Raw genomic sequence first — 25,283 nt, forward strand, 5'->3', positions numbered from 1 at the left:
ATTTTGGTGGGCGTAATCATATAGAGCACCATCATCGCGCGGCGACTTGACCAGTGGCGTTAATAAGTCCAATACTGATTGGCGAAACCCAGGGAGAGGGCCAGTCATGTCCAGCGAACCGCAGCAGCAGGCGAAGCGGCCGGTCAGCGCCGCCCTCGCCGGCCCCTATGGGCACCCCTTCCATCCGATCCTGGTCACCGTGCCGATCGGAGCGTGGGTGGCCGGCCTCGTCTTCGACATCGCCTCCCACGTCGTGGACGACCCGGACTTCCTCGCCCGCGGCGCGATGTGGCTGCTCGCGGTGGGAGTGATCGGCGCCCTGGTGGCCGCGATGGTCGGCTTCCTGGATCTGTTCGCCATCCCCTCCGGCACCAGGGCCTTCCGGGTCGGTCTCCTTCACATGACGCTGAACCTGCTGGTGACCGCCGCGTACGCGGGCAACTTCCTGTGGCGCCACGCGGGGGACGGGCCGTCCGGAAGCGTCGAGGCAGGACAACTCGCGCTCAACGCCGCGGCCCTGGCCGTGCTCGGCGTCTCGGGATTCCTGGGCGGCAAGCTCGCCTACCGCTACGGCGTCAGGGTCGCCGACGAGGCGACGCAGGCCGAGGGGTTCGTCCCCACCCGCCGGTGATCAGGCGACCGCACCGGATGACGCAGGCTCCGCCCCCTCCACACAACCTCTTCGCACAGCGCCTTACGCAACCTCTTCACCCGGCGTCTTCACGCAACGTCTTCGCACAACGCGTCTTCGCACCTACCGCTAGGGAGTTCCCTATGGACATTGCCGCACTGATCACCTGGGTGATCACCGCCCTCGGCGGCTTTTTGATGCTCGGCATCTGGCTCTCACACGGCGGTGCCCGAGGCGGCGGCAGTCACCTGCCGGTCCCCGTCATCTTCGGCCACTTCGCGCTCGCCGCCATCGGTCTCGTCGTATGGATCATCTACGTGATCACCGACAGGGACGCGCTCGCCTGGACCGCTTTCGGCCTCCTCATGCCCGTCGCCCTGCTCGGTTTTGTGATGGTCGCCCGCTGGATCCCCGTCTACCGCGACCGCGCCGCCGCACCCGCCGACGCCGAGCAGCACGTACCGGCCGAACGCCACTTCCCCCTCCCCGTGGTCGCGGCACACGGCCTTGCCGCCGTCGTGACCGTCGTCCTGGTCCTGCTCACCGCGCTCGAGATCGGTGAGTGACATGACGCAGCACTCCCACCCCACTTTGGACATATCCTCCGACCCCTCCCCGGCACCGATACCGGCGCCCACCGCTCTTCGGGTGGTGCACGACGTGCAAGGCGTGGATCTGACAGCCGCCGAACTCGCCGCCGGACAGTTCCTCGAAGCCCTGGGCGTCAACACCGACTCCGAGAGCCTGCGCGGAACCCCTGGTCGGATGACCCGTGCCTACGCCGAACTGTTCAGCCCCCGCCCGTTCGACCTGACCACCTTCCCCAACGACGAGGGCTACGACGAGCTCGTCCTCGCCCGCGGCATCCCGCTGCGATCGGTCTGCGAGCACCATCTCCTGCCGTTCGTCGGGACCGCCCACATCGGCTACCTCCCCGGGCACCGGATCCTGGGCCTCTCCAAGCTCGCCCGCGTACTGGAGCACTTCGCCTGCCGGCCCCAGGTCCAAGAACGGCTCACCAAACAGGTCGCCGACTGGCTCCAGACCCAGTTGGACCCCAAAGGCGTCGGCGTGGTGATACAGGCCGAACACACCTGCATGACCCTGCGAGGCGTCCAGGCCACCGGGGCCACCACCATCACCTCCACCCTCCTGGGCCTGCTGCGCACCGACGCCCGCTCGCGCAGCGAGTTCCTCGCGCTGACCGGCTCGCCACACTGATCCGCTTACGCCGATCGCCACTCCGCCGCCGCGGCGCTACGTCGCTTGTCGGCGCTCAGGTCCCCCACGTACCGGAGTGGCTGTGACCCGCGACTTCGGCGCCGGCTCTAGTTCCGCAGCTCCTCAAGACGCTCAAGGGCGTCGCGGGCCGTCTCCCGTTCCTCGGCTGTGAGGTGGATCGCGGTGGCCTTGGCGAGAGCGGACGTCGCGGTCTCGTCGTCACCGAGGCGCCCGGCGACATCCGCGCGCAGCACGAGGAGGCGGAGCAGTTGAACGGGGGTGGGCTGCTCGCCGCCCGCAAGGCGCAGGACCCGGTCGATGATCTTCGCTGCCCCGGCCGGGTCCTCCTTCGAGTCCGCGAGGAGGGACGCGTGATGCAGGGCCCTGGAGAAGGTTTCCTTGGGCGCGGGCCGGTGGTGCTGGTCCTGGCTGGTCACCTGCCCGATGCGGATGCAGTTGCCGCCCGGATCCGTCATGAGGAACTGCCGCACGCCGTACGAGGTGTCCTTCAGCGGGCCCATACGAGGAATCCCGCGCGAAGGGACTCTTCCGTGCGCCGCCTTGAGCCCGTCCCGGAACGTCTGGTGCAGCCCGTCGACGTCATCGGTCATGACGTAGCAGGTGCTGAACGACTCGGCCGGCTCGTACTTCTTCATCCCGAAGAACTGGAGCTCGATACCGCCTCGTCTGACGACCGCGTACGGATTGGGGCTCCTCTGCCGGAAGGTCACCTCGAACCCCAGGGCGAGGTAGAAGTCGAGGACGGGCTGGATTGTCTGGCACGGAAGGATCGGAACGGTCTTCTCGTTCATGCCGCTGACTCTAGTCAAAGTTGAGTAGGGGGGAGTAGGGATCTCGATGATCCGCCCGCTGGCCCGCGGCGCCGTACGGGGGCACGGGGCGGCGCACGGCAGTAAAGGGTCGCGGTGGCCCGGGGCTGTAAGGTGGGCCCGGCGTACACCAACCCCGCTGCGTTCAAGGGTGAGTTGGGGCATCATGCCGGTATGGCAACGTTCAACCAGGGCAACCAGACGGTGCACGGCAACCAGTACATGGGTGACACCGTCAACGTCACTTACGGAGACCGCAGCCCCATCGATGCCCGGACGGTGGCGCGAGAGTGTGACCGGGCGCTGGCCGCGGTGCAGGATCTGGAGGTTCCCGTCGCCACGCGCGAGCAGGTGACCGCCGAGCTGGTGGCAGCGCGCGGCGAGTTGGAGGCCGGGGAGACCGGCGCTGCGCGGAGCCGCCTGGCCGGGCTCCTGGCCATGGGGGGCGCGGTCGCGGCGATCGTGAACAACTTCGCCGGTGCGGTGGGGGTGTTCCACGGTGGGTAGCCCGTACGACCGTGACCGCGGACACTCCGGACGCGACCAGGGGCGCGGGGCGAACTTCAACCAGCAGGGTCAGCAGGTCAACGGTCCCCAATACAACGCCGACCGGATCGACTTCAGCGAATCCGTCTCCCCGGATGTGATTGCCGAAGGTTTACGGCAATACCATGAGCCCCCGCCAAGACAAGGGTTCAGTTCCGCCCAGATCCAGCGTCAACGGGAAGAGGACGACCTCAAGCTCTACGGTTACCGGCACTACACCCGGGACAGGAGGAGGTGGTTGCAGAGTCTGACGCCCCGGGAGAGGTGGAACGAGGAAAGGCGCGAGAGCGCCCGAGTCATGTCCGGAAAGGCGACGCGTCACCATCGGCGAATCCTGAGTGCCGGAAAGCTCCCCCCTGAGACGAGCCCTGCTGATCCTCGATATGTGCAGGCGAAGAGGGAAGTTGAGCGTAAGGAGGACAAACACGAGCTCTACTACGTCATCGCAAGCATTGTCGTCTTGGTCGCGCTGATTCTGATCGCCATAGTGGACGATGCCCTCTGGCTGGCCGCGATTTTGGGGTTTCTGTTGGTCGCTGGCCTTGTGTCCGGCTACCGCAAGGGCAGGGCTTCGGCGTAATGGGGCGTGATCTGATGGCGCGATGAGACGTGGCGCCGGAGTTGGTGACTGGGCAGGGCGCCACGGCCGGGCCGGTTTTTTTGCCGCGGTACATCATGACGCAGCCACGCTTTCCACGCTCTCCACGGGCATTTTGGCCAGTCGCCATTCCAGCATTCCGTCGGTCAGTCGGATCGCCTTGCGGCCGCGGGCGTTGAGCAGGCGTACGGCGTCGTGGGCGAGGACGCAGTAGGCGCCCCGGCAGTACGCCACGATCTCGGCGTCGTCGGGCAACTCGGCGATCCGCTCGGCGAGTTCGTCGACCGGGATGGAGAGCGCGCCGGGGATGTGGCCGGCGGCGTACTCCTCGGCCGGGCGGACGTCGAGGACGACGATCCCGCCCGCCCGGGCGCGGGACAGGAGCTCCTCGCGGTCGACCTCCTCCGCTTCGTCCGTGCCGAGGTAGGCGGTGCGGGCGGGCTCGACGTCCGCCTGGTGGGTTCGGGCGACCTGGCGCAGCAGGGCGTAGAGGGCCGCGACGTCGTCGCCGGCCAGCCGGTAGTGGATGCGTACGCCGTCGCGGCGGGTGGCCACGAGACCGGCCCGCTTCAGGGTCTGCAGATGAGCCGAGGCGGTGGTCAGATTCAGGCCCGCGGCCCTGGCGAGCGCGTCGACGGTGCGCTCGCCCTGCGCCAGCAGGTCGATCAGTTCGAGGCGTTTTCCGCTGCTCAGTGCTTTGCCGGTACGTGCGAAGGCGTCGTACACCGCCGACTTGCGCGTGGCGTCTCCCATGGCATCCTCCACTAATCCATGGAATAGTGTATACGTGGCCGGGTACTGGGACCACACAGCCCTTACCGTGCTACCTGGAGGACCTGATGGGCTTCGCCGACGATCACCTGATACCGCTGGTCGACGAGGGTCTGGGCAACAGCGCCTACCTCGTGGACCTGGGTGACGGGCGGGCGCTGGCGGTGGACGCGAGCCGCGATCTGCGGGCGCTGCGGACGGCCGCCGACCGGCGCGGCCTGACGGTGGCCTTCGCCTGCGACACCCACCTCCACGCCGACTTCCTGTCCGGCGCCGTGCAACTGGCCGCCGACGACGGCGCGGCCGTACTCGCCTCCGCCGCCGGAAACCGCGCCTTCCCCCACACCCCCCTCGCCGACGGCGACGAGACCGACCTGGGCGGGCTGACCCTGCGCGCCCTGGCCACCCCCGGGCACACCGACGAGCACCTGTCCTTCCTCCTCCTGGACGGCATCCGCGCGCTCGGTGTCTTCACCGGAGGCTCGCTGATCGTCGGCTCGGCCGCGCGTACGGACCTGCTCGGCGCCGACCGCGCGGAGGAGCTGGCCCGCGCCCAGTACCGCTCACTGCGCCGCCTGGCCGAGCTGCCGGACGCGACCGCGGTCTGGCCCACGCACGGCGCGGGCTCCTTCTGCTCCGCCCCGCCCGGAGCCGAGCGAACCACCACCATCGGCGCCCAGAAACGGGCCAACGACCTGCTCGCCGCGCCGGACGAGGACACCTTCGTGCGGCGGCTGCTGGGCACCCTCGGCTCCTACCCCGCGTACTTCGACCGGCTGGGGGAGGCGAACCGTCGCGGTCCCGCGGTCCTGAGGTCGACGCCCTCACTCGCCCCGCTCTCCGTGGCCGAGGTGCGCCGCCTGCTCGGTGCGGGCGCTCAACTCGTCGACGTCCGTACTGTCGCGGACTTCGCCGCCGGTCACATCCCCGGAGCCCTCTCCATCCCGCTCCGGGACCAGTTCGCCACCTGGCTGGGCTGGCTGCTGCCCGACGACGCACCGCTCGTGTTCGTCGCCGGCCCCGGTCAGGACCTCACCGAACTCACCTGGCAGGCGCTGAAGATCGGATACGAGCGACTGGCCGGACACCTCGACGGTGGCATGGCAGCCTGGACCGCCGACGGCGGAGCGCAGGACCGTATCGAGCTGCTCACCGCCGACCGCATCGCCGACCGCCCCGTCCTGGACATCCGGCAGCGGGCCGAACACACCGCCGGGCACATCGCGGGCGCGGTCCACGTCGAACTCGGCAACCTCACCGAACACACCGGCCAGGCACCGGAGCACGCCGTGGTCGCCTGCGGCCACGGTGAGCGTGCCATGACCGCCGCCAGCCTCCTGCGACGCGCCGGCCACCAGGATCTCGCCGTCCTGGACGGCGGACCGCACGACTGGTCCAAGGCCACCGGCCGCCCCCTGGAGAAGACCGCGTGACCACCCGCGCCACCGGCGAAACCACCTCCGGCATACGTCTGGGGCTGCGGGCGAACCTGGCCCAGTTCAGCCTGCTCGTCCTCATCAACGCCCTGGTCGGCGGCATGCTCGGCCAGGAACGGACCGTGCTGCCGCTGTTGGCGGAGGACGTCTTTCACCTGTCCACCGCCACGTTGGGACTGACGTACATCCTGGCGTTCGGCGCGACGAAGGCGGTCACCAACTTCTTCGCCGGGACCTGGTCGGACCGCTTCGGCCGCAAGCCGGTCCTGATCGCCGGCTGGCTGATCGCCCTGCCCGTGCCCGCGATGCTCGCCTGGGGCCCGTCATGGGGCTGGATCATCGCCGCCAACGTCCTGCTCGGCATCAACCAGGGCCTGACCTGGTCCACCACCGTCATCATGAAGATCGACCTGGTGGGCCCCGAACGCCGCGGCCTCGCCATGGGATTCAACGAAGCGGCCGGGTACGTCGCCGTCGCCGCGACCGCGATGGCCACCGGCGCGATAGCCGAGCACGCCGGGCTGCGCCCCGAACCGTTCCTGCTCGGCGCCGCCTATCTCGTCCTGGCCTTGGGCCTGTCCACCCTCGCGCTACACGAGACACGCGACCACGCGCGTTTCGAGGCCGCCCGCCATGTCGCGCCAGCGGGCGGCGAACACGACGCGGAACTGACCACCGGCCAGATCGCCCGCCTCACCAGCCTTCGCGACAAGGCCCTGTCCGCGGCCAGCCAAGCCGGCCTGGTGAACAACCTCAACGACGCCCTCGCCTGGGGCATCTTCCCGTTGCTCTTCGCCACCCACGGCCTGCCCCTCGCCCAGATCGGCATCCTCGCCGCCCTCTATCCCGCCGTCTGGGGCGCGGGCCAGATGCTCACCGGCTGGTGGTCCGACCACATCGGCCGCAAGCACCTCATCACCGCCGGAATGCTGCTCCAGGCCACCGCCATCGCCCTCGTCGCGGCCGGCACCACCTTCGGCGCCTGGGCCGTGGCCCAAGTGCTCCTCGGCGTCGGCACCGCCCTCGTCTACCCCACACTGCTCGCCGTCATCGGCGACGTCGCCCACCCCGCCTGGCGCGCCCGCGCCGTCGGCGTCTACCGCCTGTGGCGCGACGGCGGCTTCGCCGTCGGCGCCCTCCTGGCCGGACTCCTCGCCGACGCCTACGGCCTGACCGCCGCCATCTGGACCGTCGCAGCCCTTACCGCCGCCTCCGGCCTGCTGGTGGCGATACGCATGTACGAGACCCACCCCCGCGCCTGATCCCCGCGCCTGGCCCCCGCGCCTGACCACCGCACCGGTCCCCGGCACCCCGCCGATTGGCTCCGGCCGCCAGACGGTGCCGACGACGCCTCCGGCACGTACCGAGTACCCGCGCCCGCACGTGGGTGTCCTGCCGGACCGCGGACGGACCGAAAGGCGCCGGTCTCTGCCACAAGATGCTGGTCCGCTGCTCCCTTCAGATCACCGAACTGCCCTGCCGGACATGGCCGTTGAGCGCCCCGGATACGGGAGGGCTGATCCCGCGTGTGCCACTGCCCCCTGCGCCGCGGGGCATGCACGTGCCCCATGGCGCCAGCGCGGCCGGGACGCCGGTTCTTACGCCCCGTTCGGTTTCTGTTCCGTCGGGAGCGCGGAGATTTCGGGGAGTGCCTGGCGGAGGCGGTGGATGCCCTCCTCCAACTGGGCGGTGCCGGGCGTGCTGACATAGCTCAGCCGCAGGTGGGGGGCGGGTGCCTCGGCGGTGAAGTAGGGGCCGCCGGCGGTGACCGCGACGCCGTGGCGCAGGGCGCTCGCGGTGACGGCCTGTTCGTCGGTGCCGTCGGGCAGTTGGAGCCACAGGTGGTATCCACCGTGCGGTGGCCGGTGCGGAAGGAGAGAGGGCAGCGCGCTGCCGAGCGCGGTGAGCAGGGTGTTTCGGCGGTCGCGCAGAGCGCCGGCGAGTGCGCGGAGGTGGCTGGCCCAGGCGGGGGAGCCGACCAGTTCGAGGGCGGTCTCCTGGAGCGGGCGGGCCACGAAGAAGCTGTCGACGGCCTGGATCGCGCGCAGCCGCTCCAGTACGGGGCCGCGGGCGGACAGGGCCCCGATCCGCAGGCTGGGGGAGGCGGCCTTGGTCAGCGAGCGGACGTGGACGACGACGCCGTCCGGATCGTCGGCGGCCAGCGGGAGCGGCTGGGGAGGGGAGTCGGCGTGCGCCAGGCGGCGGGCGAAGTCGTCCTCGACGACGAAGGCGCCCGCCGCCCGGGCGATGCCGAGCACGGCGGTGCGCCGCTGCGGGGACAGGACGGTGCCGGTGGGGTTGTGGAACAGCGGCTGGCAGACGAACACCCGGGCCCGGGTGCTTTCGAACGCCTTGGCCAACAGGTCGGTGCGCACACCGTCGGCGTCGACCGGTACGGGGACGGGCCGCAGTCCGGCGGCGCGGGCGGCGGCGAGCATGCCCGGGTAGGTGGGGGATTCGACCAGGATGGGGGAGCCGGGGGCGGCCAGGGCCCGTAGGGCGGTGGTGAGCGCGCTCTGGCCCCCGGCGGTGATCAGGACGTCCGAGGCGTTGAGGGAGCCGCCCGGCCCGCCGATGTCGCGGGCGAACCAGTCCCGCAGTTCGGCCAGGCCCTCCACCGGGGGGCGCGACCAGGTGCCGGGCCTGCGGCCGGCCCGGGCCAGCGCGGCGGCCAGGGCCCGCTCCGGCTGGAGCGTCGCGTGCGGGTAGCCGCCGTTGAGGTCGATGACCTCGGGCGGCGGGGTGGTGAGGGTGGCCAGGACTCCGGCGGCGTCCATGCCGCGGGGGCCCGCGTCGACGGCGGAGTGCGGCGGATCCGCGCTCAGGGCCACCTCCTGCCAGGAGACGTCGCCGAGGGCGCCCGCGACACGGCGGGCGGTGGCCTTGAACACGCCGGCGCCGGGCCGGGAGGTGACGAGTCCTTCGGCGGTGAGGGTGGCGATCGCCCGGGAGACCGTCACCGGACTGACCTGATGGCGCGCCACCAACGCCCTGCTGGAGGGGAGCTTCTCTCCTTCTGGATAGCGGCTCAGCTCGTTTCGCAAGGTCGCGGTCAATTGCGCCACACTGCTACTGTCTTTCATGACAGTACAAGATAGCGCTACTCGAACTTCGGCGATAGCGGTCGGCAGCGGGACTCTCCTGGCCGCGCTGGGCGTGGCGTCCTTCTCCCTCAGCCTCCCGGCCACCGTGTGGGCCCTGGACGGCTTCGGCCCGTGGACGGCGACCGGCGTGCGCGGTCTGCTGGCCGGCCTGCTCGCCGCGGCCTGCTTGTCCGGGGCCCGGGTGCCGCTGCCCGGCCGACAGCACTGGCCGGGACTGCTCGCGGTGGCCGGCGGCTGCGTCATCGGCTTCCCGCTGCTGTCCACGCTCGCCCTGCAGACCTCCACCACCGCGCACTCCGCCGTCGTCATCGGCATGCTGCCGCTGGCCACCGCCACCGTCTCGGCCGCCCTGACCGGCCGGCGTCCGTCGCGCGCGTTCTGGACGGCCGCCGTCCTCGGCGCCCTCACCGTGGCCGCCTTCACCCTCCAGCAGAGCCACGGCCTGCCGACCCTCGGTGACGCGTACCTCTTCGGCGCCCTGCTGGTGTGTGCCGCCGGGTACGCCCAGGGCGGCCGGCTCGCCTCCCACCTGCCCGGCTGGCAGGTCATCGCCTGGGGCGTCGTCGCCGCACTGCCGGTGTCCGCCCTGGTCACGGCTATTGCCCTGCCTTGGGAGCCGGTCCAGGTGACCCCCAAGGCGGTCGTCGGCATGGCCTACATCGCCGCTGTTTCCCAGTTCGGTGGGTTCGTCGCCTGGTATCGCGGTATGGCCGGCATCGGGGTGCTCAAGGCGAGCCAGATCCAGCTCGCCCAGCCCCTGATGACCCTCGTGTGGTCGGTGCTGCTGATGGGGGAAGAGCTCTCTCCCTTCGCCGCCGTCACCGCTCTGATCGTCCTCGGCTGCATCGCGGTTACCCAGCGCGTCCGCGGCTGACCGCCGCACTGACGGCGTCGGCACCCCTCGCCACGGCGAGGGGTGTTCGGGCTTCCAGGGCGGGAGTCAACCTGCCCGGGAGACCGAAGCGCCCCTCCGAGCGGCTCGTGAGGCGGCACGCGCGGAGGAGGAACTCACGGTTTGGGCGTGCGCTTCTCACGGGGAATGCGTGAGATGCGGCGATTGTCCCCTAGGGGTGTCTCTGTCAGGGTCGCAATAGATGGTCGGAACTTCGGACCCGGAATCGCCGGGCCTGTGGTGGCCTGGCCAGGGTTTTCCTGCGGGCGAGCCCGGGCCGGAGGCCGGAGGCGGGAGGCGGAGGTGGACAGACGATACGAGGTGTACTGCCTCCTCGACCCCGACTTCTACGACACGCCCAGGCGTGCGCGCGGGGAGAACGGGTTCGAACAGGGCCGATGCCCGCTCCCGGACTCCTGGGTACGTGCCGAGCAAGACGACTGGGTGGCCTGCAACCCGCAAGGCGTCACTCTTCCCCAGCAGGGCTGGAAGATCCACGTCTCCGCGTGCCTCGACGACGCGGCCGAGATCCTCACCGCGGTCTGGGATTACTGCATTCCGCGCCGGATCTCGTTCAAATTCCTCCCCAGCGTGGACGCCCTGCACATCGCCAACTCGAAGTACGCACACCGGGGGTCGAGCGGCAAATTCGTCACCATCTACCCGGTGGACGAGGCCCAGCTGGAGAGTGTGCTCACCGAGCTGGGTCCGGTTCTGAGCGGTCGGCCGGGACCGTACATCCTCAGCGACCTGCGCTGGGGTACCGGCCCGTTGTACGTCAGGTACGGGGCCTTCTCCGAACGGTACTGCGTCTCCTCCGACGGGGAGGCGGAACTGGCGATCGAGGACGGTTCCGGGCGACTGGTGCCCGATGTGCGCGGCCCGTCCTTCCACGTGCCTGACTGGGTGGACCTGCCCGCATTCCTCGCTCCGCACCTGGCCGAGCGCGACAGCGCGACCCTCGCGGACCTGCCGTACCGCTTCGAGAGCGCGCTGCATTTCTCGAACGGCGGCGGCCTGTATGCCGGTCGGGACGTGCGGACCGGGGAGCGTGTCGTACTGAAAGAGGCGCGGCCGTACGCGGGACTCACGGCGGACGGTGCGGATGCGGTCACCAGGTTGCACCGCGAACGGGAGGTACTGGAGCGGCTGAGCGGTCTCGACTGCGTACCCGAGCTGCATGACCACTTCGTGGTGGGGGACCACCACTTCCTGGTCGAGGAGTTCGTCGAGGGGACGGATCTCGACACTCTCTTCGTCGAGCGCTACCCCCTTACGTCGCCGCGGACGGACGACGCCGTGCTTGCCGACTACACCTCCTGGGCGGTGGAAACGCACCGCCGGGTGGAGCGGGCGATCGCCGCGGTGCACGAACGGGGCCTGGTCGTCGGCGATGTGCATCCGCGCAACATGCTGGTCCGTCCGGACGGCCGGGTGGTGCTGATCGACTTCGAGGGCGCGTCCGATGTCGCCGAGAGGCGGCCCCAGAACCTCGCTGCCGCGGGGTTCATCGCCCCGCGAGACATGACCGGCTTCGCCATCGACAGATACGCCCTGGCGTGCCTGAGGCTCCGCCTGTTCCTGCCGCTGAACGGCTTGCTCTCGCTGGACGAGGCCAAGGCGGGACAACTGGCCAGGGAGGCTGCGCGATTGTTCCCGGTCCCCCGTGGGTTCCTGGACGAGGCGGTGCGGGTCATCACAGGTGGCCGCGGGATGTCGGCGGGCGCCGACGCGGAACCACGGCTGGAGCCGGACCGGCGCGGCTGGGCGGATGCCCGTGACTCCCTGACCGCCGCCATTCTGGCCAGTGCGACACCGCAGCGGGACGACCGGCTCTTCCCGGGCGACATCGAGCAGTTCGCCTCGCCCGGCGGGGGCTTGGGCGTCGCGTACGGTGCTGCCGGGGTGCTGTACGCGCTCGACATGACCGGCGCCGGACGCCACCCGGACCACGAGGAGTGGCTGGTGCACAGGGCCGTGCACCCCGAGCGGGGCACGCGCCTCGGCTTCTACGACGGCCTGCACGGCATCGCGTACGTCCTCGACCACCTCGGTCACCGGGGCGAGGCGATGAAGGTCCTCGACATGTGCGCGGGCGAGCGCTGGGAGCAACTGGGCCTCGACCTGAAGGGCGGCCTGGCGGGCATCGGCCTGAACCTGGCGCACTTCGCGACGGTCACCGGCGATGCCGCCTTCCACGACGCCGCCGTCGACGTGGCGGGAATGGTGGCCGACCGGCTGGGCCCGGCCGACGGTGTCCCGGAGACCAGCGGCGGCGAGCACCCGCACGCGGGGCTTCTGGGAGGCTCGACGGGGCCCGCGCTGATGTTCCTCAGGCTCCACGAGCGCACCGGCGACCCGGAGTTCCTCGATCTGGCCGCGACAGCGCTGCGCCAGGACCTGCGCCGATGCGTGGTCCGCGAGGACGGCGTCATGGAAGTCAATGAGGGCTGGCGGACCATGCCCTACCTCGCGGACGGCAGCGTGGGGATCGGCCTGGTCCTCCAGGACTACCTCGCGCACCGCGAGGACGACGAGTTCGTGGAGGCAGCCGCAGCGATCGACAAGGCGGCCGCGGCGGGCTTCTACATCGAGCCGGGGCTCTTCGACGGCCTCGCCGGAATGATTCTGCACCGCAGCCGTCCGCATCCCCCGGGTACGGCCGCCGAGCGGGACCCCGTGGTCGCGGCCCACATCCGCCGACTGGCGCGGCATGCCCTCACCCACCAGGGTCGGCTCGTCTTCCCGGGCGAGGAGCTGCTGCGGCTCTCCATGGATCTGGCCACCGGCAGCGCCGGCGTACTGCTCGCCCTCGGCGCCGCGCTGAACGACGGCCCGGCATATCTGCCGTTCCTCCGCCCGCAACTGCCGGCTGAACACCCGGCAGGGCCAAGCCTCTTCGTATCGCCCGACCTCATCGGAAGGAGGTGAAATGGCATGGCGCTCCTCGACCTGCAAGCGATGGACATCGGCACTGAGGGCCACCACCGTCCGGGCCACAGTGCGAACAGCAAGCACTGCTTCGGCGGCACCAGCACCTTCAGCCTGCTGTTCTGCTGAAACACCGCAGGGGCGGGGACGCCCAGCGCGCCTTCGCCCCGTGAGGGGGTAACCGATCCGTCAATGGCACGCGGTGACCGCGTGCCACTGCCGGGACCACCGGGAGAAACCCATGGACCGACGCGTGGCGGACCGGTTGCTGTTGGCAGCAGCACGGCGCGGCGGTGGCTGGGTGGTCGTCCTGGCGGTGACGTCCGTTCTGCTCGCCTGCATCTACCTCGTGCTGCCCACCGCCATGGGCCGCACCGTCGACGCCGTGCTCAGCGGCGACGGTTCGACGGCGTGGCTGGCGCTGAGCATTGCGATGATCTTCGTCCTGATGGCCTGCGACGCCGGCGACGACCTCGTGGCCAAGGTGGCCGAGGCCCGGTCCGTCGCCTGGCTCCGCCACACCTTGCTGGCCCACCTGCTCGCGCTGGGGACGCGCGCCACCCGCCGGTTCACCGCGGGAGACCTGGTGAGCCGACTGGTGGGGAACACCGCCCGGACAGGACAGGTCGCGTCGGGACTGGTGTGGGCCGTCATGGACCTCGTCCCCCCGATCGGCGCGATCGTCGCCCTGGCGCTCATCGACCCGTGGCTCTGCCTCACGTTCCTCGTGGGGCTGCCGCTGCTGGTCCTCCTGGTCCGCGCCTTCCTCCGCGACGTCTCCGACATCAACGAGCGGTACTTCGGCACGCAGGGCCAGATCGCCGCGCGGCTCGTCGACGCGTTGGGCGGAATCCGGACGATCGCCGCGGCGGGGACCGTGGAACGCGAGGCGGGACGCGTGCTCGCGCCGTTGCCGGAGCTGCACCGGCACGGGCTGGGCATGTGGCGCGCGCTCGCCCGGGTCTCGGCGCGGGAAGACCTCGTCGTTCCGCTGCTGGAAGTCGCCGTGCTCACGGTGGCCGGTCTCGAACTCGCACACGGGCGGATCACACCGGGCGAGGTGCTCGCGGCCGGCGCCTACGTGGCCATAGCCACCGGGATCAGCTCAGTGGTGTCGTCCGTGAACCGGCTCGGCCTCGCCCGCGCGACGGCGGCGCGGCTCGCGGAAGTGTTCGCCGAACCGCCCATGGAGTACGGCCGCGAACGCCTTCCCGAAGGGCCTGGGCGGCTGGAGTTCCGGCACGTGACCGTACGCGGCGCCGGTGGCGCCGTCCTGCGGGACCTCAACTTTTCCGTGCCGGGCGGAGCCCAGGTCGCCATCGTGGGGCGCTCCGGGTCCGGCAAGTCGCTGCTGGCCGCGCTGGCCGGGCGCCTCGCCGACCCGGACGAGGGCGACGTGCTGCTGGACGGCGTGCCGCTGCGCCGATTGGAGCGCGGCGAGCTGCGGCGGGCGGTGGCGTACGGCTTCGAACGACCGGTGCTGCTCGGCGAGACCTTCGCCGACGCGATCGGGTTCGGGCCGCGACGCGTCGCCGCGGAGGAGATATCCGCGCAGGCCACGGCAGCCAGGGCGGACGCTTTCATCCGGCGGATGCCCGAGGGCTACCGCACGCGGCTCACCGACGCGCCGATCTCCGGCGGGGAGGCGCAACGGGTCGGGTTGGCACGAGCGTTCGCCCAGGCCGGTCGGGTCCTCATCCTGGACGACGTCGCCGCCAGCCTCGACACCGTGACCGAGCACCACATCAGCCAGGTGCTCACCGGCGCACTGGCCGACCGCACACGCCTCATCGTGACGCACCGGGCCTCCACCGCCGCCCGGGCCGAACTCGTCCTGTGGCTCGCCGATGGCGGCGTGCGGGGGCGGGGGACGCACCGTGAACTGTGGGCGGACCCCGAGTACCGGGCAGCGTTTCACGCGGCTCCCCCCTCGGACGAGGAACTCCGTGAGGCTGCCGTGGACTCGGCGGGTACGCGGTGAAGGGCCGGGTGGGCAGCCTGCTGCGCTCCTCCCTGCACCGGCGGCGGCGGGAGTTCATCCGGCTCACGGGCTGGTCCCTGGTGCAGGCGATACCGGTGTTCCTCAGCGGTTTCGCGGTCGCCCGGGCCGTCGACGACGGCTTCCTCGCCGGCCGGACCTCGCTGGGCTTCGCCTGGCTGGCCCTGCTGGCGTGCGCCGTCCTCATCGGAGCCTGGGGCACCCGGCAGGTGACCCTGGGACTGGCGGCGCTCATCGAACCCTTCCGGGACGAGCTGGTCACCCTGGTGACGACCGGCTCGCTGCACCGCTCCGCACGGCTGGGCCGGACCGCCGATACCGCTGGGGTGGCACGCCTCACCGAGCATGTGGAGATCGCCCGGGAGGCGTACGGCGCCGTGATCATGTTCGTACAGGCCTTCACGGTCACCGCCGTGAGCGTCCTGCTGGGGCTGGCCACCTTGGATCCCGCCCTGCTCGTCCTGGTGGTGCCGCCGCTCCTGGCGGGTTTGGGCATGTTCGTCGCGGCACTGCGGGCGATGGCCGCCCGGCAGCGGGCGGTCGTCCTGGCCGACGAGCGGATCGCCGAGACCGCGGGCGCGGTGACCGGCGGGCTGCGGGACGTCGTCGCGAGTGGCGCCGAGGAGCGCGTGCGGGACCAGACGGGTGAACGGATCGACGCCGCCGCGCGGGCGGCCCGGGCCCTGGCGCGGTTCACCGCGGTACGAACCGCCGCGCTGGGGTTCGGCGGTTGGGTGCCCCTCGTCCTCATCCTGGTGGGAGCTCCCTGGCTGGTGCGCAACGGCGTGACGGCCGGGGCGATCCTGGGCGCGGTCACCTATGTGTCGCAGGGACTGCAACCGGCCCTGCAGGGCCTGGCCCAGGGCGTCGGCGGCAGTGGCCTCTGGCTGCTGGTCACCATCGGCCGGATCACGGAGGCGGCGGAGGTGCCGCGGACGGAGACCCCCACGGGCGCCGGCCCCGCCCCCGCCCAGGCACGGCGGTCTCCCGGATCCGCCGTCGAGCTCAGCGGCGTCACCTTCGGCTACGCCCGTTCCGCGGAACCGGTGATCCAGGACCTCGACCTCGTACTCGAACCGGGCGAGCACCTGGCGGTGGTCGGCCCGAGCGGCGCGGGGAAGTCCACGCTCGCCGCGCTGATCGCCGGGGTGCTGGCACCGCAGGCCGGGGAGGTACGGCTGGGCGGCGTGCCCGTCCGGACCCTGCACGGCACCGGCGACGGCGGCGCCACCGACGGCCGCGACCCCGGTGAACTGGCCCGGCACCGCGTACTGATCCCCCAGGAGGCGTATGTCTTCAGCGGCACGCTGGGGGAGAACCTGAGCTATCTCGCACCCGCTGCCCCGGAGGCGGACGTGGACGCGGCGGTGCGCGCGATCGGCGCCCGGCCGCTCGTGGAGCGCCTGGGCGGCTACGACGCGCCGCTCGACCCACGCGAGCTGTCGGCCGGCGAACGCCAACTGATCGCCCTCGTCCGCGCACTCCTCCCGGGCGCGCGCCTGGCGCTGCTGGACGAGGCGACCTGCCACCTCGACCCGGCGGCTGAGGCGGTCGCGGAGGATGCCTTCACCCGCCGTCCGGGCACCCTGATCGTCTGCGCCCACCGGATCAGCTCGGCTCTGCGCGCCGACCGGATCCTGGTCTTGGACGGGGCGCGCGCCCGACTGGGCACCCATGCGGAACTGATGGCCGACTCCGCGCTCTACCGCGATCTGGTCGGCCACTGGGGGTCAGAGCCAACCGGCCTCACGCGCGATCCGGATCGCGTCGATCCGGTTGCGCGCTCCGGCCTTGCTCGTGATCGCCGTCAGATGATTCCGGACCGTGCCCACCGAGAGTGAGAGCCGGCCGGCGATATCCCGGGTCGGCATGCCGTCCGCGGCGAGCCGCAGGACCTCCCGCTCCCGCGCGGTCAGCGGGTTCTCCGCCGCATCGATCGCGAGCAGCGCGAGTTCCGGGTCGATGAACCGTTCCCCGCGCACGACTCTGCGGATTCCCTCGATCAGCAATTCGGCGGGCGCGTTCTTCCCGACCAGGCCGGGCGCGTGCAACGCCAGCACCCGCCGCAGGGAGCCGGGCGCCGGCGAGCCGGTCACCAGCAGCGTCCTGCACTCCGGCAGCCGCGCGCACAGCTCCTGCGCCGTGGCCAACTGCTCGCCCCGCCGGGAATCGACGTCGATGACCACCACGTCGGGTCGGTAGGACCGCGCCCGGGCGAGCACCTGACCGTTCCCCCCGGATTCCGCGATGACGTCGATGTCGTCCTCGCGCGAGAGGAGGGCGGCGAGCGCCCCGCGCATCAGGCCGGTGTCCTCGACAAGAAGAACGCGGATCACTGTCGCTCCCACCCGGCCGCTGAACGGCCTGCGCATCTCGCTCTGACCTGTTGTGCTCCGTCGGGCGATTATCTCCAGCCGTACGGCATATCCCGGCATTCCGGCCAACTGTGCGAAACCGCGCTCCACCCGACAGATGGGTCGCGACGACGCCCGGACGGGCCGACGACGGCGCCGACGGGTCGGAGCGCGGGTGGCTAGCGGGCCGAGGCGAGTTCGGCGAGGACCCCGACTGCGCGGTCGATTTCGGCCTCGGTGTTGTAGTAGTGCGGCGAGAGTCGTACCAGCGGGTGGACGCCCCGGTCCTCGGTGTCGAACTGGGTCTGCATCGGGTCGGTGGTGCTGACGTTGATGCCGTGTCCGGCGAGGGCGTCCGCGACAGCGGCCGTGGCCATGTTGTCGACCTTGCAGGTGACGATCGCGCAACGCTGCCGGCCGAGGTCGTAGGTGGTGATGCCGGGCACGGCCTCCAGCCGGTCGCGCAGAGACGCGCCGAGGGCGAGGGCGCGTCGGCCGATCTCGTCCATACCGACGTCCAGGGCTTGCTGGACGGCGGCGCTCAGCCCCAGCACGTTGGCGTAGCTCACCTCCCATGTCTCGAAACGCCGCGCGCCATCGCGCCAGGTGAAGCCGCGCTTGCCGTCCCAGGTGGCAGTGGCTGTCTCGGCCACGTGCGGCTCCAGATATGCGAGAGCCTCGGGGCGCACCCAGAGGAAGCCCGTGCCGCGTGGGCCGCGCAGGAACTTGCGGCCGGTGGAGGTCAGCATGTCGCAGCCGAGTTCGGCGACGTCCACGGGGAACTGGCCGACGGACTGGGTGGCGTCAAGGAGGAAGGGAACGCCGGCGGCGCGGGTGAGGCGTCCGATCTCGGCGGCCGGGTTGACCAGGCCGCCGCTGGTGGGGACGTGGGTGATGCCCACCAGCTTGGTGCGGTCGTCGATCAGGTTCGCCAGGGCGGTGGTGTCGAGCCGGCCGGACTCGTCGTTGGGGACGACGACGACCTCGGCTCCGGTGCGCTGGGCCGTCTGCAGGTAGGCGAGGACGCTGCTGCCGTACTCGGCCCGCCCGGTGAGGATGCGGTCGCCCGGCTTGAACGTCATGGAGTAGAACGCGGCGTTCCAGGCGTGGGTGGAGTTGTCGAACAGCGCGATCTCGTCCGCCCGGCCGCCCACCAGTCGGGCGATGTGCCCGTAGGTCGCGTCGATGCGGTCCCGCTCCTGGCCCGCGGCCTCATACCCGCCGATCGCGGCCTCCAGCTCCAGGTGGGAGGTCACGGCCTTGAGCGTCTGCCGCGACAGCAGGCCCGCGCCCGCGTTGTTGAGGTGAATCCGGTTCGCGGTGCCCGGGGTGTCCTGACGGAGCGCTTCGACATCCATGCCCTTTGCTTCCCATCTGTGCGGTGCTGCCCTGCCTTCACGGTCCCAAAGCACCTCCCTTCAGTAAAGTGAATGTTTCTGGAGGAGACAGGTCAAAGAAAATGATGGATAGAGGGAGGGGCGTGTACAACCTGCGTCGCCTGGAGGTCCTGCGGGAGCTGAAGCACCGCGGCACGCTGGCCGCTGTCGCCTCGGCCATGTCCTACAGCCCCTCGGCCGTCTCCCAGCAACTGACGCTGCTGGAGTCCGAGGTCGGCGCGCCGCTGCTGGAGCGGGAAGGCCGGGGCGTCCGGCTGACTCCGCAGGCGGAGATCCTCGTCGCCCGAACGGAGAAGGCGCTGCGGGAACTGGAGCGCGCCGAGGCGGAGATCGCGGCCTCACTGCGGGAGGTATCCGGGACGATCAGGGTGGCGGCCTTCCAGACCGCGATGCTCGCACTGCTGCCCGCCGCGTTGACCTGGCTGAGGGAGCACCATCCTCGGATGAAGGTGCAGGCCACGCAGGCCGAGCCCGACACCTCGCTGCCCGGTCTGCTCACCCGGGACTTCGACCTCGTGATCGACGAGACGTTCCCCGGGCATGCGCGGCCGGCCCGCGCCTCCGAGTTCGAGCACCACCTGCTGTGCGAGGACGCCATGCGACTGGCAACCGCCGTACCCGTGGGGTCGCTCGCCGATCTGGCCGAGCGCCCCTGGGTGATGGAACCCGCCGGCACGCCCGTCCGGGCATGGGCGACGGCCATCTGCCACGCCGCCGGCTTCGAGCCGGACGTTGCCTACGTTTCCGCGGACATGCTGGTCCACGTACGGCTGGTCGAGCAGGGCCACGCGGTGGCCTTCCTGCCCGACATGCTGTGGTTCGACCGCACCCCCGGCCTCGTCCTCGACGGCTCCGCCGGCCACACCCGCACCGTGCTCGCGACCGTACGCGCCGGAGCCGGGGAGCACCCCCTGATCCAGACCTTCCTCACCGCGATCCGCCACGCGATCGCCGAACTGCCCGCCCGCACCGGGTAACCGCCGCACGACCTCTACCCGACACCGGCTCCGGGGACGTGTTGGCGCCGGCGTCCGGCGGGCCGGCACGCCCCCCCACCCTCGTGTTCACCGTGCTCGCGGCCATGTCCGGCATGGAACGCGAGTGACGGCGACCGGCGTCGTCTTCGGGGCGGTGCGTTTCACCCGCCCACCGTCTTCAGGGTGCCGGTGACGCGGAGCGCGTTCTCGGTGTTGAGGCCGAGGCGGGCTGCCCAGGCGAGGGCGTCGTCGAGGGACGCGTCCGCTTCGGCCAGGCGGGCGGCGGTGAGGGCGGGGGGCACTCTGCCCTCGTTCAGCAGGGTGGTCCACTGGCGTCCGGTGAGGGAGAGGTAGCGGAGCTCCCTCAGGTCGGCCAGGACGGCCGGGTCGGGGACGTCGGCCGCGGAGAGGTCGAGGCCGCGCAGGTGGGGGACGGTGCGCAGCGGGGAGAGGTCGGCCGGGGCGGTGGTGGTCAGGTCGAGGGAGGCGAGGTGGGGGTGGCCTGCGAGCGGGGTCAGATCTCCGTCGTCGAGGGCGACGCGCAGAGATTCGACGGGCAGTTCGCGCACCGGCGTCAGGTCGGCGGTGGTGGAGCGGTTGAGGTGCAGTCGGCGGAGCGTGGGGGCGGCGGTGAGCGGGGTCAGGTCGACGCGGCCGATGGCGTCGTTGATGTGGATCGCCTGGAGGGTGGGCGGGACCTCGTCGGGGATCCCGCCGATGATCTGCCGGGGCGCGGAAGCGCGGGCGGGTTCGCGCAGGGAGAGGTATTCGCCGTCCTTCTCGTATGCGCCTTGGTCCAGCAGCTCGACGTAGTGGCCGAGGAGTGAGGTGATCGAGTCGGCGATGTAGGCAGGTCCGTCGTCGTAGTCGCGGCCGGTGCCGATGATCTGGCCGGGGCGGCCACCCCGGGCCGGGACCGTGTCGACGGAGAGATAGTTGCCGTCCTCGCTGGTGGCGAAGCGCAACCAGCCGGGGTGGCCGCCGCAGCGGCGCACGGTGTCGGAGGGGGTGGTGTCGAAGACGACTCCGTCCCATTCCAGGTCCCAGCCGAACCAGGGCCGTTCGCTCGGGCCCCACACGGAGCGCTCGGTGTTCTCGGCGACGAGGCTTTCCAGCGACAGCCAGGCACTGTGCTGGAACAGGTAGCGGTTCTCGTAGCCGATGCCGTCGCCGTCGGCGAGCGTGTAGAGCGCCCGCAGGTCGGCGGGCAGACGGCGGCCGAGGCGGCGTTCGGCTTCCTCGATTGCGGCGGCCGTGGCGGGCGGAGGCAGCTCGTCGGGGTGTCCCAGGATCGCGGCGCGCCGCTCCAGGTAGGCGCGGAAGCGGGCCACGGCCAGCTCGGCGTCTCCTGCCGGCGCGGCGGTGCCGGGCTCCTGATGCAGGCCGGGCTGGGGCAACCGGTAGTCGCGGTCCAGGACCACTTGGAAGCCGCTGTCCGTGCCGGTCACCCGGGTGACGGCGTCGTTGAAGGCGACGAGCCGGTACTCGCCGGACGGGCGGCACCGGATCTCCAGGCTGACGGGCTCCCAGTCGCGGTCGGTGCGCACTGTCTCGGCCAGTGCCATGAGTTCCACGAAGGGGTTGGGCACACCACTGTTCCAGCGCTCGCTCTCCACGGCATAGCCGCCGGTCACCGAGGTCCCGCCCCGCCCTGCCTGGCTGTGCAGCACCGCCTGCGTCCAGCCGCTCGGGGCTTTCGCGACGATCGCCTCGACTATGGGTCGTACCGCCTGCTCCATCATGCTCTGCTCCCGCGCTGTCGATGTTGCCGAGCATCATGGCAGCGACCACTGACAGGGAGACCGGGCGGCATCCGGGGCCGCCGGTTGGAGCACCAGCACCAGCACCAGCACCGGTCAGACCGGGCGCAACGGCTCCACCGTGTGCGTGGCGGGCGGGAAACTCGACGAGAGCAGCCCGGAGCGCACCTCGCCGGTCAGGACGTCGACCAGGAACTGCGTGCAGGTGACCGGGAAGTGCTCCCAGAGGGGCCCTCGCGCTTCGTTGACCAGGACGGTCCACTCGGCCGGTTCCTGGCCCGGTCGGATGAGCCAGTACAGGCATTCCCCGTTGTCCGTGGTGGCCCAGGGCAGGACGCGCGTCCCCTCCTCGGTGAGCTCGGTCGGCTTCTCCTCGAACTCCCAGAGGTCTTCCAGGGCTTCGGTCTGCTGCTCCGCCCAGTCGAGGAGGTCGTAGTTGTTGTTGGGGCAGCCTGGTTCGAGGACGTAGAGATAGCCGTCCCAGTAGCTGCCGCCGTAGGTGTCGACGAGTTCCTTGTAGTCGGCCGGCAGGCGAGTTCCAAGGGTCTCTTCCGCGGTTGCCCAGCCCTGGGCGGTGGGGGCCCGGGAGGTGTGACCAGGTCAGTCAGGCGGGTGAGGGGCGACGTCATGCGGTGTCCTCGTGGTTGTCTGCGGTGTGCACGGCGGATACGGCGGCCCGGTCGGCCCATGGGCACGACGGTCGGGGATCAAGGGCAGCCGCATGGTCACGAAGTTGCCCCGGTTCTGTTCGATCCGCCAAGCCGCGCGTCGGACCGTAGAGCACACGCCCGCCCCAGGTGACGTCGCTCGGCTCGTTGGCGAGCAGACCGCGGGGGTCGATCCGTCGTGGTACTGGCCGGGAAACCGCAGGGGACAGTCGGCCGTGCCGCCGGCGTGTCACAGACCGGTCCCGCGCAGCGGCGTCAACTTCCCATCGAACGCGACGAGTTCTGTGGGCGTGCCGACCAGGTCCGAGACGATCGCCTCGAAGCGCCGGGCCGTGTCTTCACCTACCAGTTGCGGGACTGCCCGGAGAGGGTCCCGCGGGTGGTGCGGGTCAGGCGCCCCAGGTCGTCGTGCTCGTACCGTACGCGTCCGGCGGAGCGGATCACGGTGCCGGAGTAATGGCGCGCGGTCCGACGCCTCGGTCACGCCCGGGTCATCAGCCTGGGACGGCGTGAGAGCACGGTGGATCACGCCCGCCTCGTGCAGCCCGGCGAGAGCCTCGGCGAGCCCCCTGGCCAACTCCCTTACGTCGTCTGCGGCCAGCGGACCGCTCCGGGCTATCAGCCGTTCCAGCGAGGTTACTTCGAGGTACTCGGTGGCCACCCAGGGTGCCTCGACATCGGGTCCCCCATCGACGCCTACGTCAACGACGGGAGCCAAGCGGCCCCCCCTCTGCCGCCTGATGGGCGGCCACCGCGTCGCGCAGCCCGTCACGAAGCCCGGGTTCCAGGGCCAGGCGGCCGACGACCACCTTGACCGCCACCAACCGCCCTTCGGCCGAACTCGCCAGACAAACCGGGCCCGTTCCGCCGGTCCCCAGCCGCCCGAGCAGCCGATAGGGGCCGACCTGCGCCGGGCCCCCCGCCGCGGGCGGGGCCACGGGCCGGTGCGCGGATCCGCACACCTCCTTCCCAGACCGCGCACCCGAGCTCAGCGGCCGACGGCACGCGCCGCCCGCCGCCCGCCGCCGTCAGGACCGTCCGTGGCGGCTCCTCGGCGGGGAAGACGGAAGACGGGCTCGGCCGGGCGACTCCGCCCGCAACGGTGCTTGTCGGCTGCGGTCTGTGCCTGCCCGAAAAGCGGTAGGACTTTTTTGAGGAATGCGCGGCATGTGCCGATGCTCACGGCGTGAACTCTTTTCTCCCGCGCCGGATGCGCAGACGTTTCCTCATCGCCGGACCACCGCATTCCCGTTGGAGGTCCGCGGGGGCATACCGCTCAGTCTCCACAAAGCGCCGGGCGGTTTGGGGAGCCGCTCTTATGGCCGTGGCGGTGCTGCTGACGGGGTCCGCGGAGCCGATGCCCGCGCAAGCCCAGGCCGTGGCACACTCGGTGGCGCCTTCCCGGTCCGCGACGGTGACGCTCGACGGCGGCCATCTGACGATGGGGCAGATGAGAGCGGTGCTACGCGGCTCGGCCGGGCCGGTGCGGCTGGCACCGTCGGCCGCCGCGAGGATGCGCCAGGCCCGTGAGGGGGCGCTGGCCGCATTGGAACGTGGACAGCATGTCTATGGCTGGAATCAGGCTTTGGGCCCGCTGAAGGACCATGCGCTCACCGAAGCGCAGCAGCGTGACTTCCAGCGCAGGATTCTCCGCTCGCACGCGGCCGGCGTCGGGGAAGAGTTGTCGGCGGGCGTGGCCCGGCTCGCGCTGGTGCTGCGGGCCAACGCCATGGCTCGCGGCCGTATGGGGGTGCGGCCCGAGATGGCCGAGCGGATGCTGGCCTTGGTCAACGCCGGCGTGACGCCGGTGATGCCCGCGGTCGGTTCGCTGGGAACCGGTGACCTGCAGCCGATGGCGGCAGCCGGGCTGGTGCTCACCGGAGACGGCGCGCCCGCCCGGCTGCGGGGAGGCCCCGCCCGCCCGAGCGCGACGGTGTTGCGCCAAGCCGGGCTGCCGGCCACGTTCCGGCTGGAGGCGGGCGAGGCGCTGCCGCTGATCAGCGGCAGCGGTGTGCTGACCGCTCGCTACGCGGCGTCGGTTGATCGGGCGGAGCAGCTTCTGGATCAGTTCGACGGTGCTTTCGGTTTGTTCCTAGAGGCGACCCGGGCCGAGTCCGGATCGCTGGACGCGCGCACCCATGCCGAGCGGCGCGTGCCGGCCGAGGAGGAGGAAGCGGCCGGCTTGCGTGCCCTGACCGAAGGCAGTCGGTGGATGACGGAGCGGGGACGCCGGCAGTTCGGGGAGAAGGGACCTCGGGTGCAGGACGCCGTGTCCGTGCGTGCGGCCCCACACATCGTCGGCACGGTCCGGCAGACTCTGGACGAGGCCGAGACGATCATCAGGCGCGAGGCGAACGCCTCGACCTCCAACCCCTTGCTGTTCGAGAACGAAGAGGGCGCCTTCGAGTTCGTGATGGGCGGCAACTGGGACGGGGCGCAGATCGGGCACGCACTCGACACCCTCAACGCGCAGATCACCGACGTGGCGGTGCTCAGCCATGAACTGTCGGGGCGGCTGATCTCCTCGAAGTGGAGCTACGGCCTGCCGGACAACCTCGCGGCCGAGCCGGTCGGTTTGAACTCCGGGATGGTGCAGGTTCAGACGGTGGGCGCCGCGCTGATCCCTGAGATGCAGAGCCGGGCGATGCCCGCCGGGGTGCTCTCCAGGCCGGAGAAGTTCGGTCAGGAGGACCACAACACGATGGCCATGGCCTCGGTCCGCAACCTCGATGACAATCTCGCCAGGGCGGAGACGGTCCTGGCCGTCCAGTTCCTCCTCGCCGCCCAAGGCATCGACCTCGCCGCTCCCAAGATGGGCGGCCTGCACCTGGCGAAGGGGACCGCCGAACTCCACCGCCGCTTCCGTGACCACGTACCGGCACTCGGTGACGACCGCTGGATGACTCCGGACGTCGAAACCGCCGAGAAGCTGGTCAGCCATGGGGAGCTACAGCCGACGAGGGGCTGAGAAACGGCGTCACAGCGGCGTCGCAACGGCGTCGCAACGGCACCCACAGCCCCGCACGGCACCGGCCCGGGGGCTCACCACCCAACCGCATCCGCACCTTTCCGCGCGGCCCCGCCCCCCGGGGGCGCGCGCTGCTGAGAACTCTCCCGTTGAGACCTTCTTAGGAAGAGTGAGCGGCCAGTTCGTTGCGGAAGAGGAAC

General features: G+C 71.2%; 21 protein-coding genes. 14 read left to right on the forward strand and 7 right to left on the reverse strand.

Annotated elements, in window-relative coordinates; all coding sequences use genetic code 11:
• The first annotated feature begins 106 nt into the window (after positions 1 to 106).
• The 3 genes from ACZ45Z_RS25115 to folE all read left to right on the forward strand — a co-directional run bounded on the left by ACZ45Z_RS25115 (position 107) and on the right by folE (position 1,852).
• Positions 107 to 631 carry a DUF2231 domain-containing protein gene (locus tag ACZ45Z_RS25115; protein ID WP_468366453.1) on the forward strand — a complete coding sequence of 175 codons (525 nt, stop codon included), beginning with the start codon at positions 107 to 109 and terminating at the stop codon, positions 629 to 631.
• A 143-nt stretch (positions 632 to 774) separates the two neighbouring features.
• Positions 775 to 1,197, forward strand: coding sequence for a hypothetical protein (locus ACZ45Z_RS25120; protein WP_468366455.1), 423 nt, complete (start codon positions 775 to 777; stop codon positions 1,195 to 1,197).
• Position 1,198: 1 nt separating this feature from the next.
• The gene (gene folE / locus ACZ45Z_RS25125; protein WP_468366458.1) at positions 1,199 to 1,852 is read left to right on the forward strand and encodes a GTP cyclohydrolase I FolE; all 654 of its coding nucleotides are present in this window, start codon (positions 1,199 to 1,201) and stop codon (positions 1,850 to 1,852) included.
• Positions 1,853 to 1,959: 107 nt separating this feature from the next.
• Here the strand turns inward: folE and ACZ45Z_RS25130 are convergent, their stop codons facing one another.
• Positions 1,960 to 2,664, reverse strand: coding sequence for a bleomycin resistance protein (locus ACZ45Z_RS25130; RefSeq protein WP_468366460.1), 705 nt, complete (start codon positions 2,662 to 2,664; stop codon positions 1,960 to 1,962).
• Between the two features lie 192 nt (positions 2,665 to 2,856).
• Between ACZ45Z_RS25130 and ACZ45Z_RS25135 the strand changes: the two genes are divergently transcribed.
• Together ACZ45Z_RS25135 and ACZ45Z_RS25140 are read left to right on the forward strand one after the other, a co-directional pair.
• Positions 2,857 to 3,189, forward strand: a complete 333-nt coding sequence (locus tag ACZ45Z_RS25135; protein ID WP_468366463.1) for a hypothetical protein — start codon at positions 2,857 to 2,859, stop codon at positions 3,187 to 3,189.
• Complete coding sequence (locus ACZ45Z_RS25140) at positions 3,182 to 3,808, forward strand: hypothetical protein (RefSeq protein ID WP_468366465.1); 627 nt, start codon at positions 3,182 to 3,184, stop codon at positions 3,806 to 3,808. Before ACZ45Z_RS25135 ends, ACZ45Z_RS25140 begins: the two co-directional genes overlap by 8 nt.
• Before the next feature lie 93 nt (positions 3,809 to 3,901).
• On the opposite strand, the gene ACZ45Z_RS25145 is transcribed toward ACZ45Z_RS25140, so the two are convergent.
• On the reverse strand, positions 3,902 to 4,579 hold the full coding sequence (locus ACZ45Z_RS25145; RefSeq protein WP_468366467.1) for an ArsR/SmtB family transcription factor: 678 nt from the start codon (positions 4,577 to 4,579) through the stop codon (positions 3,902 to 3,904).
• An 86-nt stretch (positions 4,580 to 4,665) separates the two neighbouring features.
• On the opposite strand from ACZ45Z_RS25145, the gene ACZ45Z_RS25150 reads away from it, so the two are divergent.
• Positions 4,666 to 6,030 (forward strand): MBL fold metallo-hydrolase, encoded by a 1,365-nt coding sequence (locus tag ACZ45Z_RS25150; protein ID WP_468366469.1) that lies wholly within the window; start codon positions 4,666 to 4,668, stop codon positions 6,028 to 6,030.
• On the forward strand, positions 6,027 to 7,295 hold the full coding sequence (locus tag ACZ45Z_RS25155) for an MFS transporter (RefSeq protein WP_468366472.1): 1,269 nt from the start codon (positions 6,027 to 6,029) through the stop codon (positions 7,293 to 7,295). Before ACZ45Z_RS25150 ends, ACZ45Z_RS25155 begins: the two co-directional genes overlap by 4 nt.
• Positions 7,296 to 7,631: 336 nt before the next feature.
• On the opposite strand, the gene ACZ45Z_RS25160 is transcribed toward ACZ45Z_RS25155, so the two are convergent.
• The gene (locus tag ACZ45Z_RS25160) at positions 7,632 to 9,116 is read right to left on the reverse strand and encodes an aminotransferase-like domain-containing protein (protein WP_468366474.1); all 1,485 of its coding nucleotides are present in this window, start codon (positions 9,114 to 9,116) and stop codon (positions 7,632 to 7,634) included.
• Between ACZ45Z_RS25160 and ACZ45Z_RS25165 the strand changes: the two genes are divergently transcribed.
• From ACZ45Z_RS25165 to ACZ45Z_RS25185, 5 genes are all read left to right on the forward strand, one after another.
• Positions 9,115 to 10,011, forward strand: a complete 897-nt coding sequence (locus tag ACZ45Z_RS25165) for a DMT family transporter (RefSeq protein ID WP_468366477.1) — start codon at positions 9,115 to 9,117, stop codon at positions 10,009 to 10,011. The two genes, ACZ45Z_RS25160 and ACZ45Z_RS25165, sit on opposite strands and share 2 nt — an antisense overlap.
• Positions 10,012 to 10,332: 321 nt before the next feature.
• Positions 10,333 to 12,960, forward strand: a complete 2,628-nt coding sequence (lanKC, locus tag ACZ45Z_RS25170) for a class III lanthionine synthetase LanKC (RefSeq protein ID WP_468366480.1) — start codon at positions 10,333 to 10,335, stop codon at positions 12,958 to 12,960.
• A 6-nt stretch (positions 12,961 to 12,966) separates the two neighbouring features.
• Positions 12,967 to 13,089 (forward strand): SapB/AmfS family lanthipeptide, encoded by a 123-nt coding sequence (locus ACZ45Z_RS25175; RefSeq protein ID WP_468366483.1) that lies wholly within the window; start codon positions 12,967 to 12,969, stop codon positions 13,087 to 13,089.
• Positions 13,090 to 13,201: 112 nt separating this feature from the next.
• On the forward strand, positions 13,202 to 14,941 hold the full coding sequence (locus ACZ45Z_RS25180) for an ATP-binding cassette domain-containing protein (protein ID WP_468366485.1): 1,740 nt from the start codon (positions 13,202 to 13,204) through the stop codon (positions 14,939 to 14,941).
• A gap of 8 nt (positions 14,942 to 14,949) precedes the next feature.
• A complete protein-coding gene (locus tag ACZ45Z_RS25185) occupies positions 14,950 to 16,800 on the forward strand; it encodes an ATP-binding cassette domain-containing protein (protein ID WP_468366487.1) in 1,851 nt (616 codons plus the stop codon).
• On the opposite strand, the gene ACZ45Z_RS25190 is transcribed toward ACZ45Z_RS25185, so the two are convergent.
• Together ACZ45Z_RS25190 and ACZ45Z_RS25195 are read right to left on the reverse strand one after the other, a co-directional pair.
• Positions 16,690 to 17,295 (reverse strand): response regulator transcription factor, encoded by a 606-nt coding sequence (locus ACZ45Z_RS25190; protein WP_468366529.1) that lies wholly within the window; start codon positions 17,293 to 17,295, stop codon positions 16,690 to 16,692. The two genes, ACZ45Z_RS25185 and ACZ45Z_RS25190, sit on opposite strands and share 111 nt — an antisense overlap.
• 197 nt (positions 17,296 to 17,492) lie before the next feature.
• The gene (locus ACZ45Z_RS25195) at positions 17,493 to 18,671 is read right to left on the reverse strand and encodes an aminotransferase class V-fold PLP-dependent enzyme (protein ID WP_468366490.1); all 1,179 of its coding nucleotides are present in this window, start codon (positions 18,669 to 18,671) and stop codon (positions 17,493 to 17,495) included.
• 122 nt (positions 18,672 to 18,793) lie between these two features.
• On the opposite strand from ACZ45Z_RS25195, the gene ACZ45Z_RS25200 reads away from it, so the two are divergent.
• Positions 18,794 to 19,687, forward strand: coding sequence for a LysR family transcriptional regulator (locus tag ACZ45Z_RS25200; protein ID WP_468366493.1), 894 nt, complete (start codon positions 18,794 to 18,796; stop codon positions 19,685 to 19,687).
• A 161-nt stretch (positions 19,688 to 19,848) separates the two neighbouring features.
• On the opposite strand, the gene ACZ45Z_RS25205 is transcribed toward ACZ45Z_RS25200, so the two are convergent.
• The gene (locus ACZ45Z_RS25205; protein WP_468366495.1) at positions 19,849 to 21,429 is read right to left on the reverse strand and encodes an SMI1/KNR4 family protein; all 1,581 of its coding nucleotides are present in this window, start codon (positions 21,427 to 21,429) and stop codon (positions 19,849 to 19,851) included.
• Between the two features lie 114 nt (positions 21,430 to 21,543).
• A complete protein-coding gene (locus ACZ45Z_RS25210; RefSeq protein ID WP_468366532.1) occupies positions 21,544 to 21,978 on the reverse strand; it encodes an SMI1/KNR4 family protein in 435 nt (144 codons plus the stop codon).
• A 1,455-nt stretch (positions 21,979 to 23,433) separates the two neighbouring features.
• On the opposite strand from ACZ45Z_RS25210, the gene ACZ45Z_RS25215 reads away from it, so the two are divergent.
• Positions 23,434 to 25,083, forward strand: coding sequence for an HAL/PAL/TAL family ammonia-lyase (locus tag ACZ45Z_RS25215; RefSeq protein ID WP_468366497.1), 1,650 nt, complete (start codon positions 23,434 to 23,436; stop codon positions 25,081 to 25,083).
• Positions 25,084 to 25,283: the final 200 nt, after the last annotated feature.

The organism is Streptomyces sp. NPDC031210, assembly GCF_055570395.1.